Genomic DNA, 15,462 nt, shown 5'->3' on the forward strand with positions numbered 1-15,462 from the left:
AAGCCCGCGAAGACCGCCGCGAGGCCCGCCAGCACGCCCGCGCCTATGCCCGCTGGCAACAGGCCCAGCGCCGCTACAACGCCGGCCGGTATTACGCGCCGCGCGGCTATCAGACCCGGTCGTGGTCCTATGGCCAGCGAATGCCGTCCTACTACCGCTCGAACGAGTATGTGGTGAGGGACTACGGCCGCTACGGCCTGCGTCAGCCGGACTACGGGTACCAATACGTCCGTAGCGGCAATGACGTCGTCATGACCTCGATCGCGACCGGCGTGATCGCCGCCGTCATCGCCGGCCTGTTCAACTAGGTGGCCTGACGCGCTTCGCGCTACTTGAGAGACGAGCGACGCCCCGGAAGGAGACTTCCGGGGCGTTTTCGCGTTTGAAAGGCGGATGCGCGCCTTCGCCGAACTGCTGGACCGCCTGTCGCTGACGGCCTCGCGCAATGCGAAGCTGGTGCTGCTGAGGGACTATCTGCGGACCACGCCGGATCCTGACCGCGGCTGGGCGCTCGCCTCGCTGACCGGCGACCTCACCTTCGACGCCGCCAAGCCGGCCATGATCCGCAAGGCCGTCGAGGCGCGGGTCGATCCGATCCTGTTCGGCTGGTCCTACGACTACGTCGGCGACCTCGCCGAGACGGTGGCGCTGATCTGGCCGGGCGACCCCGATCATCGGCCCAATCGCGAGCCAGAACTGGGCGAAGTGGTCGAGGCGTTGCGCACCGCGGCCCGCGGCGAGGTGGCGGGCCTGCTGGAAGGCTGGCTGGACGCCCTGGAGCCGAAAGGGCGGTGGGCCCTGCTCAAGCTGATGACCGGCGGCCTGCGGGTCGGGCTGTCGGCGCGGCTGGCCAAGACCGCCGCCGCTTTGGTGCGGCCGGAGCAGGTGAGCGAACCGCCTGACCCGGAAGGCGGCGAGACGGCGGTCGCGCTCGAGCCGATCGAGGTGTCGGAGATCGAGGAGGTCTGGCATGCCCTGACGCCGCCCTACGGCGATCTTTTCGCTTGGCTGGAAGGGCGGGGCGACCGGCCCGACACGGACGCGCCGGGCCGGTTCCGGCCGGTGATGCTGGCGGTGGCGATCGACGAGGCGGTGGATTTCGCGAAGCTCGAGCCTGCCGACTATGCGGCGGAATGGAAATGGGACGGCATCCGGGTGCAGGCGGTGAGGGAGGGAGGCGCTACGCGGCTTTATTCCCGCACCGGCGACGAGATCTCGGGCGCCTTCCAGGACGTGATGGCGGGACTGGCGTTCGAAGGCGCCGTCGACGGGGAACTGGTGGTCTGGCGGGACGGGGCCGTGGCGCCGTTCGGGGACCTGCAGCAGCGGCTGAACCGCAAGAGCGTCGATGCGAAGATGATGACGGCCTTCCCGGCGGCGATCGTGGCCTACGACCTGCTGGCGGAGAACGGCGAGGACCTGCGGCCGCTGGCGCTCGGCGAACGACGGGCGCGGCTGGAGGCGCTGGTCGCGGGTCATGGCGGCGAGCGGCTGCACCTGTCGCCGATCGTGCCCTATGCGAGCTGGGACGAACTGGCCGTCCTGCGGGCCGATCCGCCGGTCGGGGCGGCGGCCGAGGGGCTGATGCTGAAGCGCTGGGACAGTCCCTATGTCGCCGGCCGGCCGAAGGGGCCGTGGTTCAAGTGGAAGCGCGACCCGCACGTCATCGACGCCGTGCTGATGTACGCCCAGCGCGGGCACGGCAAGCGGTCCAGCTTCTACTCCGACTACACCTTCGGAGTGTGGACGGAGGAGGGGGCCCTGACACCGGTCGGCAAGGCCTATTTCGGCTTCACCGACGAGGAGCTGAAACAGCTCGACAAGTTCGTCCGCGATCACACGGTGGAACGGTTCGGGCCGGTGCGCTCGGTGCGGGCCGGGCGGGACTTCGGCCTGGTGCTGGAGATCGCCTTCGAGGGGCTGAACCGGTCGACCCGCCACAAGTCCGGCGTGGCCATGCGCTTTCCGCGGGTCAGCCGCATCCGCTGGGACAAGCCCGCGCGCGAGGCCAACACCCTCGACGATGTCATGGATCTGCTGGATGCGCTGGAGAGCGGCGGCGGCAGGGTCGGGGCCGTCCGGGCCGGGCCCGACGCGAAGAATCCAGCCTCGCGGGCTTCCAAATCAGGGCGATGACGTTAGACCCGCCTCATGGTTTCGCTTCCGACTTCGCTGAACGACGCCGTCGCCGCCAGCCAGCGCGCGGTGAGCCTCGACGCCGCCGTGGTGGCCAAGGTGACGGACATGGCCGGCGACCTCGCGGTCAACCTCGCGATCGCATCCGTCATCCTCGTCGCCACCATCATCGGGGCCAAATGGGCCTCGCGCATCACGCGCCGGACGCTGTCGAAAGTGCGCGGCTTCCGCCACGACCAGACGGTGCTCAGCTTCGTCGTGCAGGTGGTGCGGGTGGTGGTCTACATCATCGGCTTCATCGCCATACTGCAGCGGCTGGGCGTCCAGACCACCTCGATTATCGCGGTGCTCGGCGCGGCGTCACTGGCCGTCGGGCTGGCGCTGCAGGGCACGCTGTCGAATGTGGCGGCGGGCGTCCTGCTTCTGGTGCTGCGGCCCTACAAGGTCGGCCACGTCATCGACATCGGCGGTGTGAGCGGCACGGTGCAGCGGCTCGACCTGTTCACGACCCAGATGTCGAACGCCGACAACCACAAGATCGTCGTGCCCAATTCCAAGGTGCTGAACGACGTGATCCTGAACCTGTCGGGGCAGAGGACGCGGCGGATCGAGATCAACTTCACCGTCGGCTACGGCGAGGACCTGAACCGGACGCGCACAGTGTTGCGGAAGGTGGCCGAGGGCCACGAGAAGGTGCTGCCGGACCCCGCCCCGTGGACGGGCGTCACCGGCCTGCTGGACAGCGCGGTGCAGGTCACCCTGCACGCCTGGGTGAAGTCCGACGACTGGTGGCAGGTCCGGGCCGACCTGATGCAGGGCGGCAAGGAGGCGCTGGATGCGGCGGGGATCGAAATTCCCTTTCCGCATCAGGTCGCGGTCCCCTATGGCGACGGGGCGGTCATGCCGGTGGTCACGGTGCGGACCGTCGAGGACAGCGGCCGCGACGACACGGACGGCGCGGACGAGAGTGCGGACGGGGAACAGGGCTGAGCCATGCGCTACGACTTCGGTTCGGATAACACCGCCGGCATGGCCCCGGCCGCGCTGCAGGCCCTCGTCGAGGCCAACGAGGGCTACGCCCGGGCCTATGGGGCCGACGACGTCACGGCCCGCGCCGCCGACCAGATCCGCCGACGGCTGGACGCCGACGCCGAGATTCGCTTCGTCTTTTCGGGCACGGCGGCCAACGCCATCGCCCTGTCGATGCTGGCCTGGCCGCACGAGGCGGTGCTGGCGCATCACGCGGCCCATGTCTGCACCGACGAGACGGGGGCGCCCGGCTTCTTCGGCTCGGGCGTCGGGCTGATCGGCCTGCCGGGCTTCTCCGGCAAGATCGATCCCGTGACGCTGAATGCGGCGCTGGACGAGCCCGAGGTCGGCCATCGCCAGCCGCCGGCGGCGTTGAGCCTGACCCAGGCCACCGAATACGGCACGGTCTATACCGAGGAGGAGCTGCGCCACCTGATCGAGCCGGTGAAGCTGAAAGGCTACGGCGTGCACATGGACGGGGCGCGGCTGGCCAATGCGGCGGCGGCCGGATTCGACCTGACGAACATCGCCCGGCTCGGGATCGACGTGCTGGTGTTCGGCGGGGCCAAGGCGGGCGCCAACTGCACCGAGGCGATCGTCATGTTCGACAGGTCGCTGGCCCGGCGCATCGACAACCGGCTGAAACAGGCCGGGCAGACGGCGTCCAAGGCTCGCTATCTGGCCGCGCCCTTCCTCGGGCTGCTGGAGAGCAACGCCTGGGAAGACGGAGCCGCCCACGCCAACCTGATGGCGCAGCGGCTGGCCGACGGCTTTTTGGCCGACTCGCCCTTCGCCCTGGCCCATCCGGTCGAGGCCAACGCCGTGTTCGTGCGCATGCCGCCCGCCGCGCACCGGCGGCTGAACGATCTAGGCTGGGCCTGCTACCGGTTCGACGACGGATCGGTGCGCTTCGTCTGCTCCTGGGCGACGACGTCCGAGGCCGTCGACGAGTTGCTGGACGCCGTTCGCCGGCTTTGACACCCCTCCGCAATGTCGGATAGTCGACTTTAACCGTCGCTGGGTTCCGCGCCGGCGGAGCAACGCCCATGGCGAAAGATTCGAAGATTCAGGACCGGCCGAAGGTGAAGGGGGCGCTGCGCAGGGCCTTCAAGGCCATCGAGGCCGAGCCTGTGCCGACCGCCATCGTTGAACACATCGAGAAGCTCACCGCGCCGAAGCGACGAGGGGATGGGCGCTCCTGACGCTCAGCTGGCGCCGCGGGGCATGTCCATGGCTTCGGCCAGGCGATTGCGGGCGCGGTTGACCCGGCTCTTGATTGTGCCGAGCGCGCAGCCGGCGATCTCCGCCGCCTCCTCGTAGGACAGGCCGGCCGCGCCGACCATGACGATCGCCTCGCGGTGCTCGGGCGGCAGATCGTCGAGCGCGAGTTTGAGGGCGCTCAGTTCGACCGTCCATTCCTGGCTGCCCTCGGCGGTCAGGCGGGCGGCGTGGTGGCCGTCCTCGTCGGCGACCTCGCGGCTGCGCTTGGCCACGGACGAGTACCAGGAATTCCGCAGGATGGTGAAAAGCCAGGCTCTGAGATTGGTCCCGGGCTCGAACCGGTCACGGTAGGTCCAGGCCTTGGTCAGCGTCTCCTGCACCAGGTCGTCCGCATCGGCGCCGTTGCGCGACAGCGACCAGGCAAAGGCCCGCAGGGAAGGGATGCGGGCCGTGACGGCTTCGCGCCAGCTGGTGCGATCGACGATCCCGCCCGGGGAGTCGGCGTCGGTGTCGTGACCATCCTCGGATGGCGCGCTGGGCAGCGACATACGGACAAGCTCTCGTTACGACGGAATGTCACCGTAAAATCAGGGACGTGCGATCTGAACGCCTGCTCGGCGGGACCGTTCCGCTGGACAGACCGCCCCGCGCGTGGAACAAAAGGGGACCGCGGCCGGTTGTCCCGAACCGCGCGAGGTCAATCAGGGGCCAGGCATGAGCGCATCGATCAGAGCCCGGGCGGCCGTGGGCGCGATGCTGGAGGACTTCCGGCGCGTCCGGTCCGCGATGCCGGCGCTGGCCTGGGGCCTGAGCGCCGAGGACATGGCGGCGCAGTCGATGGCTGACTGCAGCCCCGGAAAGTGGCACCTCGCGCATACCAGTTGGTTCTTCGAGGCCATGATCCTGGCCGGGGAACCCGGCTATGAGCCGGTCGATCCGCGCCTCCAGACGCTGTTCAACAGCTACTACGAGGCTCTCGGCGAGCGGGTGGAGCGGCGCGAGCGCGGGCTGATGACCCGCCCCTCCCTGGACGAGGTGCTGGCCTACCGGCGCGAGATCGACCGCCGGATGGAGGCGTGGCTGGCCGGCGGCGCGCCAGGCGAGCGGCAGGCCTATCTGTTCACCCTCGGCCTGCACCACGACCAGCAGCATCAGGAGCTGTTCCTGATGGACCTGCTGAACCTGATGTCGCGCTCGCCGCTCGACCCGGCCGCCTACGACGTCGAGCCGCGGCGGTCGCCGGCGCAGCGCGCGCGGGGCGGGATGACCCGGTTCGAGGGCGGGCTGGCCGGAATCGGCCATGCGGGCGGCGGCTTCGCCTTCGACAACGAGGGGCCGGCCCACCGCCAGTGGCTGGAGCCCTACGGCCTCGACCACGATCTGGTCACCAACGCCGACTGGCTCGGCTTCATCGAGGACGGCGGCTACGCCCGTCCGGAGCTGTGGCTCGCCGACGGCTGGGCCACGGTGAAGGCGGAGGGCTGGACGGCGCCGCTGTACTGGCGCCGCGACGACGGGGGGTGGACGACGATGACGCTGGCGGGGCGGCGGGCGCTCGATCCCGCCGCGCCGGTGCGGCATGTCAGCTTCTACGAGGCCGAAGCCTACGCCCGCTGGGCGGGGCGGCGGCTGCCGACCGAGGCGGAGTGGGAGCATGCCGTCCGCTGCCGCCCGGAAGTGTTCACGAATGCGTTTGGCGAGGTCTGGCAGTGGACCTCGAGCGCCTACACCCCATATCGGGGCTTCAGGCCGACCGAAGGGACCGCGTCTGAGTACAACGGCAAGTTCATGGCCAATCAGATGGTGCTGCGCGGGTCATCCTGGGCGACGCCGGAGGGACATGGACGGGTCAGCTACCGGAACTTCTTCTATCCGCATCAGAGGTGGGCATTCATGGGACTGAGACTGGCCAGGGATCTGCCCGCCCCCGAAGCGCGCGCCATGGGCGAGGGCGAGACCGCCCGTTTCCGCCGCGACCTGCTGGCCGGGCTGGCCCGATCGCCGAAGGTGGCTTCGCCGAAATGGTTCTACGACGCCGAGGGTTCCCGCCTGTTCGAGGAGATCACCCGGGCGCCGGAATACTATCCCACCCGGCAGGAGGCGGCGCTGCTGCGTGAAGTCGCCCCGGCGTGGGCGGCGCGGTTCGGCCCCGGCGCGGCCTTGGTCGAATTCGGTTCGGGGGCCAGCGAGAAGACACGGATCGTGCTCGACGCGGCACCCGATCTGGCCGCCTACGTTCCCATCGACATCAGCGCCGACGCACTGAGCGCAGCCGCCCGGCGGATCGTCGAGAGCTATCCGGGGCTGATGGTTGCGCCGCTGGTCGGCGACTTCCTGCATCTGGCGGCGCTGCCGGACGGGATCGGGCAGGGGCGGCGGGTCGGCTTCTTTCCCGGTTCGACGATCGGCAATCTCGGACCGGCCGAGGCCGTGGCCTTCCTGAACGCCGCGCGGCTTCAACTGGGCGAGGGGGCGCTGTTCATTCTCGGCGTCGACCTGGTCAAGGACGCCGCGGTGCTGACCGCGGCCTACGACGACGCGGCGGGCGTGACCGCGGCCTTCAACCGCAACCTGCTGGTCCGCGCCAACCGCGAACTGAAGGCGGGCTTCGACGTCGACAGCTTCGTCCACCGCGCCGTCTGGAACGCGGAAGAGTCGCGGATGGAGATGCATCTTGTGGCGACGCGCGACATGACGGTCGAGATCGACGGCCGCGTCATCGCCTTCCGCAAGGGCGAGACCATTCACACCGAGAGCTCGCGGAAATTCACCGAGGCGTCGGTGCGGGAGCTGGCGGCCGCCTCCGGCTGGACCATTGCCGCGTTCGAAGCGGGGACCGAGCCGTCGGTCGCGCTGGCGCTGCTGGAATCCTGATACGCAAAAGGCGACGCCTCGGGGGACGTCGCCCTGCGACCTCGCGCCGGGACGAGGGCTATTCAGCCCGGCGGGCTTCCTTGGTGCGCGATCCGTGCGAGGCCTCGCCGCCCTTGCGGCCAGCCTGGGCGGCCAGGCTGCGGTCCTGCGAGAAGCTGCGCTTTTCACTGGGCACGCTGGCGCCGCCCTTGCGGGCGATCTCGCGCTGTCGCTCCGGATCCATCGAGGCGAAGCCGCGCTTGGAAACGCCGGAGGCTCGGGTGGGCTGACCTAAAGCCATTTCAGTGTCCTTTCGTGCCGACGGTCGAGGTGGTGACTGAACCCTCGCGCCGCCGTCCGGTTCCGGCTCAGCCCTCACAGAAACGCGAGCGAATCAGGGGGTTTGCCGGCAGCTCAATCCTCGCCCTCGCCATAGGGGCGCGAGTCCCCCTCGCCGCCGCCGCCGGGTTCAAGGGGCGGTATTTCATCGGGAACAGCGCCCGGATCGATGTCGGGCCGGGGCGTGTCTGGCGGCTGAATGTCGGGTTGGGGCGTGCCGGGCGGGGTCGGTTCGATATAGGTCATGGCGGCGTCCTTCCGGGGATAGAACGCGGGGGCGGGGCCGCCGTTCAATCACGATCCGGACCGGATGACCGCGGCTCGGAACCCGCGGAGCGCGGGCGGATTGAACAGCCGAATCCCCCCCCCACCCAGGAGCGCCGCCATGACCGAGACCCACACCGGCCCGACTTCGCCCGAGGACATCGACGACGAGGTCTCCCCCGAACAGTCGCGGCTGGATCGGGAGGCCGACGCCATCCTGCTGGAGGGCGAGGCCCGGGCCTTCGGGCCGCGGCCGATCCACGAGGCGGTTCGCGAGGACGCCCTCGCCGCGCGCGAGTGGAGTCGCGTCCGCGCCGAGCGTCTGCGGCACGCCGTCGAGGATGAGCCGATCAAGGCGACGCTGTACGCCCTCGGCCTCGGTCTGGTGATCGGTCTGCTGATCGCTCGCTAGGCCCGCCGCTTCACGATGGCCCGGTCGCCGGCCGGGCGATCGGCGCCCGCGCCATGGCCTGATCCGATACGAAGGGATTGTTCCTCCGCTCGGCCCCGAACGTCGAGCTGGGGCCGTGGCCGGGCACGAAAGTGACGTCGTCTCCCAGCGGCCAGAGCTTGGTGGTGATGGCGTGGAGCAGGGCGCCGTGGTCGCTGCGCGGGAAGTCGGTGCGGCCGATCGAGCCCTGGAACAGCACATCGCCCACCTGGGCGAACCGGGCCTGGCGGTTGAAGAAGATCACGTGCCCGGGCGTGTGGCCGGGGCAGTGGCGGACCTCCCACTTCGTCTCGCCGAGCGTCAGAACGTCGCCGTCGGCCAGCCAGCGTGTCGGAGTGAAACTGCGCGCATCCGGCAGGCCGTACATCTGGCCCTGTTGCGGGATGCCGTCGATCCAGAACTGGTCGTCCGGGTGCGGTCCGATGATGTCGAGGCCGGTCTTCTCCTGCATCTCGGCGGCGCCCCCGGCGTGGTCGAGGTGGCCGTGGGTGATCCAGATGGCTTCCAGCGTCAGCCCCTGCTTTGCGACCGCCCCCAGCAGGGCGTCGACCGCTGCGCCCGGATCGATGATCGCGGCCTTCAGCGTCTTGCGGCACCATACGAGGGTGCAGTTCTGCTGCAGCGGGGTGACGGGGAAGACGGCGACGCCGATCGGGGGAGGGGATTGGGACATGGGCTCCAGATAGCGGCTCCGGCGCGCCGCCGAAACCCGAGGCCTGCGGGTTCACATTGACCTTTGGGGCCGTCGTCTACATAAGGGCGGGCTTCAAGGCGCCGCCTCGCAAGGGCGGCCCTTATTGCTTTACCCACATCGCGCGCGCCCCGCCTCGAAGGCGCCGCCCCAGAGCGTCAGAATCCCGACCATGCAAGTCGTCGAAAAGTCCTCCGAAGGCCTCAGCCGCGTGATCGCGGTGACCATTCCCGTCGCGGAGCTGAACCAGAAGCTGGACGCCAAGCTGAAGGAAGTCGCGCCGCAGATGAAGCTGAAGGGCTTCCGTCCCGGCAAGGTGCCGGCCTCGCATGTGAAGAAGACCTTCGGCCGCGACCTGATGGGCGAGATCGTCAACGAGGCGCTGAACACCTCGAGCCAGAAGGCGCTGGACGACGCCAAGGTGCGTCCGGCGGCCCCCGCCGAGATGAAGCTGACCTCGGACATGGACAAGGTCATCGCCGGCCAGGACGACCTCGCCTACGAGATGTCGCTGGAAGTAATGCCGGACTTCACGCCGGTCGACGTCAAGACGCTGAAGCTGAAGCGTCCGATCTACGAGGCGACCGACGCCGATCTGGAAGAGGCCCTGAACGAACTGGCCGGTCAGGCCAAGTCGTACGAAGAGAAGAAGGGCAAGACCGTTAAGGCCGCCGAGGGCGACCAGCTGACCATCGACTTCGTGGGCAAGATCGACGGCGAGCCTTTCGAGGGCGGGGCGGCCGAGGACGCTGATCTCGTGATCGGCTCAGGCCGCTTCATTCCCGGCTTCGAAGAACAGCTGACCGGCGCCAAGGTCGGCGAGGAGAAGGTGCTGAACGTCACCTTCCCCGACGACTACAATGCCAAGCACCTGGCCGGCAAAGCCGCGACCTTCGACGTCAAGGTCAAGGCCATCAAGGCCGAGGCCCCCGCCAAGGTCGACGAGGACTTCGCCAAACGCATCGGCCTGGAGTCGCTGGACAAGCTCAAGGAGCTGCTGCGCGACAACCTGAACCAGCAGTACAAGGGCGCCGCCCGCTTCAAGCTGAAGCGCGCCCTGCTCGACGAGCTGGACAAGGCCCACGACTTCCCGCTGCCGCCCAAGATGGTCGACGCCGAGTTCGACGGCATCTGGGGTCAGGTGCAGGCCGACAAGGAAGCCGGGCGCCTGCCGGAAGAGGACGCCAAAAAGTCCGAGAAGAAGCTCAAGGAAGAGTACCGCAAGATCGCCGAGCGCCGTGTGCGCCTGGGTCTGGTGCTGGCTGAGATCGGCCGCGCCAACAACGTCCAGGTCACCGACCAGGAGCTCAACAACGCCATCATGAACGAGGCCCGCAACTATCCGGGCCAGGAGCGTCAGGTGCTGGACTTCTACCGCCAGAACCCCAACGCCGCCGCCCAGATGCGCGCCCCGATCTATGAGGAGAAGGTCTGCGACCTGATCTTCGACCAGGCCAAGGTGACGGACACCAAGATCAGCAAGGAAGAGCTGCTCAAGGAAGACGACGAGCTGTAGATTGCTTCGACGCGGGGCCGGCGCCCGATCGGGCCCCGCGTTCCGCGCCCCGTCCAGACGGGCCTAATCGCCGCACACGTTCTCCTGCAGGTTGGCCGCGTATGGATCCGTGGTTTTAGGCGGAGGCGTTGGCGGACATCCTGTCGACCGACCCCGAGCCGGCCGATGAGGAGCGAGCAGGCAGGCTGTCGGGCCGCCGGGCGAGCGCTGCTTCCCGCTCTCCGTGTTGCGTGATACACGTGTAACCCTCGGCTGAGAGGCCGACGGGAGGGCAGGGATGTCGCTGATCGCCGTGCTGGCCGCCCTGGCCCTGGTCCAGGATCCCGCGCAAGCCGCGCCTCCCGCGCCTCCCGCGCCGCAGGAGCCGCCCGCCGTCGCGCTTGAGGAAGTCATCGTCGAAGGCCGCCGGCTGGAGGAACTGACCCGGGAGTTCGTCGACGAGGTCTCCGCGCCGCCCCGTCGGCGCGGCCTCGCCCGTTGGCGGGACGGCGTCTGTGTCGGGGTGAGCGGCATCCGTCGGGACATCGCCCAGGCCGTGGCCGACCACGTCTCGCGCGTCGCCCTCGAGTACGGATTGAGACCAGGCGACCCCGGCTGCCAGGCCAATATCGTCATCGTCTTCGCGGAAGACGGCCAGGCACTGGGCGACGCCATGGTCGAGCGCCGGCGGCAAGTCTTCCATCTGGGCATCGGCGGGCTGGATCGGGGCGCCGCCGCCCTGCGCGATTTCCGGGAATCGGACCAGCCAGTGCGCTGGTGGCACGTCAGCGTGCCGACGAACGCGCAAACGGGCGACGTCGCGATCCGGATGCCGGGCGACGAATATCCTCCCAGCGTTCAAGGCGAGGGCCTGATCAACAAGGGCCGATGGGTCCGCGACGACCTCAACAAGGTGATCATCGTCGTCGACGGCGAGCACGTGAATGGCGTCGGCCTGCCGCAGCTGGCGGACTACCTGTCGATGGTGGCGCTGGCGCAGGTCGATCCCGAAGGCGACACCAGCGGCTTCCCGACCATCCTCAATCTGTTCGACGATCCGGAGGGCAGCCCGGGCCTGACCGGCTGGGATCGGGCCTATCTTGACGCGCTCTACACCGGGCCGTCGGAGCGCATCCGGCCCAGCGACCAGACTCGCCAGCTGTTGCGCAACCTCAGGCTGGCGAGGGAGGTGGAAGACGACGCCGACCCTTCGCTTCCGGCCGGCGAGAGCAAGTGATCCGGGGAGCGGGGGCATGATCCACTGGGCTTTCATCGCCGCCCTCGCCGCGACACCTTCGCCGCCGCAGAGCGCGCCTGGTCCCCAGGATCCGCCTGAAGCGGCGACGACGCTCGAGGATGTGGTCGTCGAGCAGCCCCGGCTTGAGGAGATGGTCCGTGAGTTCATCGGCGAAGTCGGAGCTCCGGCGGCGCGGCGTGGACTGGCGCGCTGGCACGACAGGCTCTGCGTCGGCGTGGTGAACGTTCGCCGGGAACTGGGTCGGGCCATTGCGGACCGGGTGTCGCAGGTGGCTCTGGAACTCGGCCTCGACATCGGCGAGCCGGGTTGCCGGGCCAATGTCTTCATCGTCTTCGCCGACGACGGGGCCGCGCTGGCCGACGCCATGGTGGAAGAGAGCCGCCGGGCCTTCCGCATCGGCGTCGGCGGACTCGACCGGGGGAGCGCGGCGCTGGAGGAATTCCGCACCGTCGACCGGCCGGTTCGCTGGTGGCATATCAGCCTGCCCGTCAACGCCGATACTGGCCAGCGCGCCATTCGCCTGCCCGGAGACGAAGGCGCCCCGCGGATCAACATGTTCGCCGCTTCCCGGCTGAGCACGCAGATTCGCGACGACCTGAAGAAGACGATGATCATCGTCGACATCGACCGGCTGGGTGACGTCAACCTGGCGCAGCTGGCGGACTACCTCGCCTTCGTCTCCCTCGTGCAGGTCGATCCGAATGCCGACACCGCGGCTTACGACACCGTCCTGAACCTGTTCGACGATCCGGCGGGCGTCGAGGGACTGACGGAGTGGGATGCGTCCTATCTGACGTCGCTCTACCAGATTCAGGATTCCCCGGTCCTGCGCCGCAATTCCGGCGGGCAGACGTCCGTGATCGCCGCCGACATGGTCCGCGACCGTCGCGAGGCAGGCGAGGCGGCGCCAGCGCAAACCCCTCCGGAAGCGGACTGATCGCCGGTCGCCGCGTCTGACCGTGCGGCCCGCGCCTTGCATCCTTGGCCGCGCGACGCGATATCCTGTCCCATGGGCGCGCGACCGGTGAGTCGCCGTCACCTGCATCCCGAGAAGGCCTGAATGCGCGATCCGATCGAACTGATGAACATGAACCTCGTCCCCATGGTGGTGGAGCAATCCAGCCGGGGCGAGCGGGCCTTCGACATCTTCTCGCGCCTGCTGCGCGAGCGGATCATCTTCCTGACCGGGCCCTTCGAGGACGGCATGGCGTCGCTGATCTGCGCCCAGCTGCTGTTCCTGGAGTCGGAGAACCCGAAGAAGGAAATCAGCATGTACATCAACAGCCCCGGCGGTCAGGTGACCTCGGCGCTGGCGATCTACGACACCATGCAGTACATCCGCTCGCCGGTTTCGACGGTGTGCATGGGCATGGCCGCCTCGGCCGGATCGCTGATCCTCGCCGCCGGCGCCGCCGGCCAGCGCGTGGCCCTGCCGAACGCCCGCATCATGGTGCACCAGCCCTCGGGCGGCTTCCGCGGCCAGGCCTCGGACATCGAGCGTCACGCCGAGGACATCCGCTACACCAAGCGCCGCCTGAACGAGATCTACGTCCACCACACCGGCCGGACCTATGAGGAGGTCGAGACGACGCTGGACCGCGACCATTTCATGAGCGCGGAGGAGTCCAAAGCCTGGGGCATCGTCGACCACGTCTACGACAAGCGCGAACAGGCCGACGAAGACGGCGTGAAGACCCCCGGTTCCTGACCGGCCAGAAAACGACGACGAAAGAGGCGCACCCCGGCGGTGCGCCTTTTTCATTTGTGGTATCACGCGCCATGCAGACGCGCGACACCAAGGGGACCGTCGAGGTCGACGGCGACATCTATCACTGGGAGCTCCGCCGCCAGCCGCGGCCGACCACGGGCGGGCAGTGGGAAGGCATCGCCGTGACCCTGCGGCTGCAGGATTTCAAGCGGGAGGCCGTGGTGCAGTTCCCGCCGCCGCTGCGTCCCAACGGCCGACCCGACACCGAAAAACAGTTCGTCAACACCGGGCACGTGCGCAACGCCGTGGTCGCGGCGATCGAGGCGGGCTGGAATCCCACCTCACGCGGCAAGGCGGTCGCCTTCGACGTGGACGCTGAGGGGCATTGACGATCGATAGCCCTCGGCCCGGCTGTCCCGCTCCGTGACTCCTCGCGTGAACCGGGTAGGGTGCCGGCTGGGGAATGGAGGGCCTGGTCCGCAATCGAAGAGAGCGAGATGAGGCCTCTCGCGGCTCGGAAGCGGACTGATGGCAGCGTCAGGCCGACGCTGACCTCGGCCGTCCCGTGAAAACCCGAAACCCCGGCTCGTCGGCGATGGCCAGCATCTCCCTGTCCCCCGAGGTGTCGCCATAGGCCGCCGCCAGCCGCATGTCCTCGCCGTAGACCGCCCGCAGCCGGCGCACCTTCTCCTCGCCGCGGCAATTGGGGCTGGCGAAGGCGCCGGTGACGCGGTTGTCGGCGTCGAACACCAGCGGCGTGCCGAGCAGGGCCTCGGCGCCCAGCCGGCGGGCGAAAGGGGCGACCGTGGTCTCGGGGCTGGCGGTGACGATCACCCGATGCGCCCCCTTGTCTCCCCACGCGTTCCAGACCCGGAGCGCGTCCGGCCGCATGAACCTGTCCCAAATCCGGTCAGCGAAGCGCCCGGCGTCCGCCTCGAGTGTCGCGCGGTCCACACCCTTGAGGAATTCGCGCACCGACGCGGCCTTGATCCGGCCCCGATCGCGGTCGCGCGCATAGGTCGCCACGGCCGGCGCCATCCTGACCAGGCCCAGCGCCCAGCCGCCCGGGCCGGCCCGCCAGCGCAGGAATTCGGTGAAACTGTCACGGATCGTCAAGGTGCCGTCGAAGTCGAAGGCGACGATGGCCTGATCCTTGCGGGGCCGCTGGCGAAACGGAGCGTCGCTTCCCATGTCAGACATTCGCCGCGATCACCCTCAACAGTAAACCGTCCGCTTCCGCTTCCTGCTCCGCTTTGGCGGGGTTGTGGCGGGCGCCGGGATGGGTGATTGTCATTTTTTGAAGACCTTTGCGCCCATTGTTCGGGAATCAACGCGAGGGAAGCGCGTTTGGCCTCATATCGGGGCCATCGCGGGAGTGAGAAGGGTCGATGACCAAAGCCGCCGGCACAGACGCCAAAAGCACGCTGTACTGCTCTTTCTGCGGGAAGAGCCAGCACGAGGTGCGCAAGCTCATCGCCGGGCCGACCGTGTTCATCTGCGATGAATGTGTCGAGCTCTGCATGGATATCATCCGTGAAGAGCACAAGATCTCGTTCTCGAAGGCCAAGGACGGCGTGCCGTCGCCGAAGGAGATCCGCGAGGTCCTCGACGACTATGTGATCGGACAGGGGCACGCCAAGAAGGTGCTCTCGGTGGCGGTCCACAACCACTACAAGCGCCTGAACCACGCGACGAAGAACAACGACGTCGAGCTGGGCAAGGCCAACATCCTGCTGATCGGCCCGACCGGCACCGGCAAGACGCTGCTGGCGCAGACCCTGGCCCGAATCATCGACGTGCCGTTCACCGTCGCCGACGCGACGACGCTCACCGAGGCCGGCTACGTCGGCGAGGACGTCGAGAACATCATCCTCAAGCTGCTGAAGGCGGCCGACTACAACGTCGAGCGCGCGCAGCGCGGCATCGTCTACATCGACGAAGTCGACAAGATCAGCCGCAAGTCCGACAACCCGTCGATCACGCGCGACGTGTCGGGCGAGGGCGTGCAGCAGGCGCT

Annotated in this window: 18 protein-coding genes; 13 read left to right on the forward strand and 5 right to left on the reverse strand. The window is 68.7% G+C overall.

Going from position 1 to position 15,462, the window contains the following annotated elements; genetic code table 11:
• The 5 genes from VEC04_RS10230 to VEC04_RS10250 all read left to right on the forward strand — a co-directional run.
• Positions 1 to 308, forward strand: a 308-nt coding sequence (locus tag VEC04_RS10230) for an RcnB family protein (protein WP_324776463.1), incomplete at its 5' end; no start/stop codon positions are given.
• An 85-nt stretch (positions 309 to 393) separates the two neighbouring features.
• On the forward strand, positions 394 to 2,136 hold the full coding sequence (locus tag VEC04_RS10235) for a cisplatin damage response ATP-dependent DNA ligase (protein WP_324776465.1): 1,743 nt from the start codon (positions 394 to 396) through the stop codon (positions 2,134 to 2,136).
• A 15-nt stretch (positions 2,137 to 2,151) separates the two neighbouring features.
• Entirely contained in the window at positions 2,152 to 3,126 is a 975-nt protein-coding gene (locus VEC04_RS10240) for a mechanosensitive ion channel family protein (protein ID WP_324776466.1), read from the forward strand.
• 3 nt (positions 3,127 to 3,129) lie between these two features.
• Positions 3,130 to 4,143, forward strand: a complete 1,014-nt coding sequence (locus tag VEC04_RS10245; RefSeq protein WP_324776468.1) for a threonine aldolase family protein — start codon at positions 3,130 to 3,132, stop codon at positions 4,141 to 4,143.
• A gap of 68 nt (positions 4,144 to 4,211) precedes the next feature.
• Complete coding sequence (locus VEC04_RS10250) at positions 4,212 to 4,367, forward strand: hypothetical protein (RefSeq protein WP_324776470.1); 156 nt, start codon at positions 4,212 to 4,214, stop codon at positions 4,365 to 4,367.
• Positions 4,368 to 4,370: 3 nt separating this feature from the next.
• Here VEC04_RS10250 and VEC04_RS10255 read toward each other — a convergent pair whose 3' ends face one another.
• A complete protein-coding gene (locus tag VEC04_RS10255) occupies positions 4,371 to 4,934 on the reverse strand; it encodes a sigma-70 family RNA polymerase sigma factor (protein ID WP_324776472.1) in 564 nt (187 codons plus the stop codon).
• A gap of 166 nt (positions 4,935 to 5,100) precedes the next feature.
• Here VEC04_RS10255 and egtB point away from each other — a divergent pair, with 166 nt between their 5' ends.
• Positions 5,101 to 7,260 (forward strand): ergothioneine biosynthesis protein EgtB, encoded by a 2,160-nt coding sequence (gene egtB / locus VEC04_RS10260; RefSeq protein ID WP_324776474.1) that lies wholly within the window; start codon positions 5,101 to 5,103, stop codon positions 7,258 to 7,260.
• A gap of 58 nt (positions 7,261 to 7,318) precedes the next feature.
• Here egtB and VEC04_RS10265 read toward each other — a convergent pair whose 3' ends face one another.
• Together VEC04_RS10265 and VEC04_RS10270 are read right to left on the reverse strand one after the other, a co-directional pair.
• The gene (locus VEC04_RS10265; protein ID WP_324776476.1) at positions 7,319 to 7,540 is read right to left on the reverse strand and encodes a general stress protein; all 222 of its coding nucleotides are present in this window, start codon (positions 7,538 to 7,540) and stop codon (positions 7,319 to 7,321) included.
• A gap of 113 nt (positions 7,541 to 7,653) precedes the next feature.
• Positions 7,654 to 7,824: a hypothetical protein gene (locus VEC04_RS10270; protein WP_324776478.1), complete on the reverse strand. Its 171-nt coding sequence runs from the start codon at positions 7,822 to 7,824 to the stop codon at positions 7,654 to 7,656.
• Positions 7,825 to 7,963: 139 nt separating this feature from the next.
• Here VEC04_RS10270 and VEC04_RS10275 point away from each other — a divergent pair, with 139 nt between their 5' ends.
• Entirely contained in the window at positions 7,964 to 8,254 is a 291-nt protein-coding gene (locus VEC04_RS10275) for a hypothetical protein (RefSeq protein ID WP_324776480.1), read from the forward strand.
• A 10-nt stretch (positions 8,255 to 8,264) separates the two neighbouring features.
• On the opposite strand, the gene VEC04_RS10280 is transcribed toward VEC04_RS10275, so the two are convergent.
• Complete coding sequence (locus VEC04_RS10280) at positions 8,265 to 8,966, reverse strand: MBL fold metallo-hydrolase (protein WP_324776482.1); 702 nt, start codon at positions 8,964 to 8,966, stop codon at positions 8,265 to 8,267.
• Between the two features lie 190 nt (positions 8,967 to 9,156).
• Here VEC04_RS10280 and tig point away from each other — a divergent pair, with 190 nt between their 5' ends.
• The 5 genes from tig (at position 9,157) to VEC04_RS10305 (ending at position 13,834) form a co-directional block, all read left to right on the forward strand.
• Positions 9,157 to 10,500: a trigger factor gene (gene tig / locus VEC04_RS10285; protein WP_324776484.1), complete on the forward strand. Its 1,344-nt coding sequence runs from the start codon at positions 9,157 to 9,159 to the stop codon at positions 10,498 to 10,500.
• A 277-nt stretch (positions 10,501 to 10,777) separates the two neighbouring features.
• Entirely contained in the window at positions 10,778 to 11,716 is a 939-nt protein-coding gene (locus VEC04_RS10290; protein WP_324776486.1) for a hypothetical protein, read from the forward strand.
• Positions 11,717 to 11,732: 16 nt separating this feature from the next.
• Entirely contained in the window at positions 11,733 to 12,674 is a 942-nt protein-coding gene (locus VEC04_RS10295; RefSeq protein WP_324776487.1) for a hypothetical protein, read from the forward strand.
• Positions 12,675 to 12,797: 123 nt separating this feature from the next.
• On the forward strand, positions 12,798 to 13,445 hold the full coding sequence (locus tag VEC04_RS10300) for an ATP-dependent Clp protease proteolytic subunit (RefSeq protein WP_324776489.1): 648 nt from the start codon (positions 12,798 to 12,800) through the stop codon (positions 13,443 to 13,445).
• A gap of 71 nt (positions 13,446 to 13,516) precedes the next feature.
• The gene (locus VEC04_RS10305; protein WP_324776491.1) at positions 13,517 to 13,834 is read left to right on the forward strand and encodes a hypothetical protein; all 318 of its coding nucleotides are present in this window, start codon (positions 13,517 to 13,519) and stop codon (positions 13,832 to 13,834) included.
• A 148-nt stretch (positions 13,835 to 13,982) separates the two neighbouring features.
• Here VEC04_RS10305 and VEC04_RS10310 read toward each other — a convergent pair whose 3' ends face one another.
• Positions 13,983 to 14,645, reverse strand: coding sequence for an HAD-IB family hydrolase (locus VEC04_RS10310; RefSeq protein WP_324776493.1), 663 nt, complete (start codon positions 14,643 to 14,645; stop codon positions 13,983 to 13,985).
• A gap of 188 nt (positions 14,646 to 14,833) precedes the next feature.
• Here VEC04_RS10310 and VEC04_RS10315 point away from each other — a divergent pair.
• Positions 14,834 to 15,462 (forward strand): ClpX C4-type zinc finger protein (locus tag VEC04_RS10315; RefSeq protein ID WP_324776495.1); only part of this gene is annotated, 629 nt, incomplete at its 3' end.

The sequence above is a fragment of the Brevundimonas sp. genome (assembly GCF_035626535.1).
Lineage (GTDB): Bacteria > Pseudomonadota > Alphaproteobacteria > Caulobacterales > Caulobacteraceae > Brevundimonas.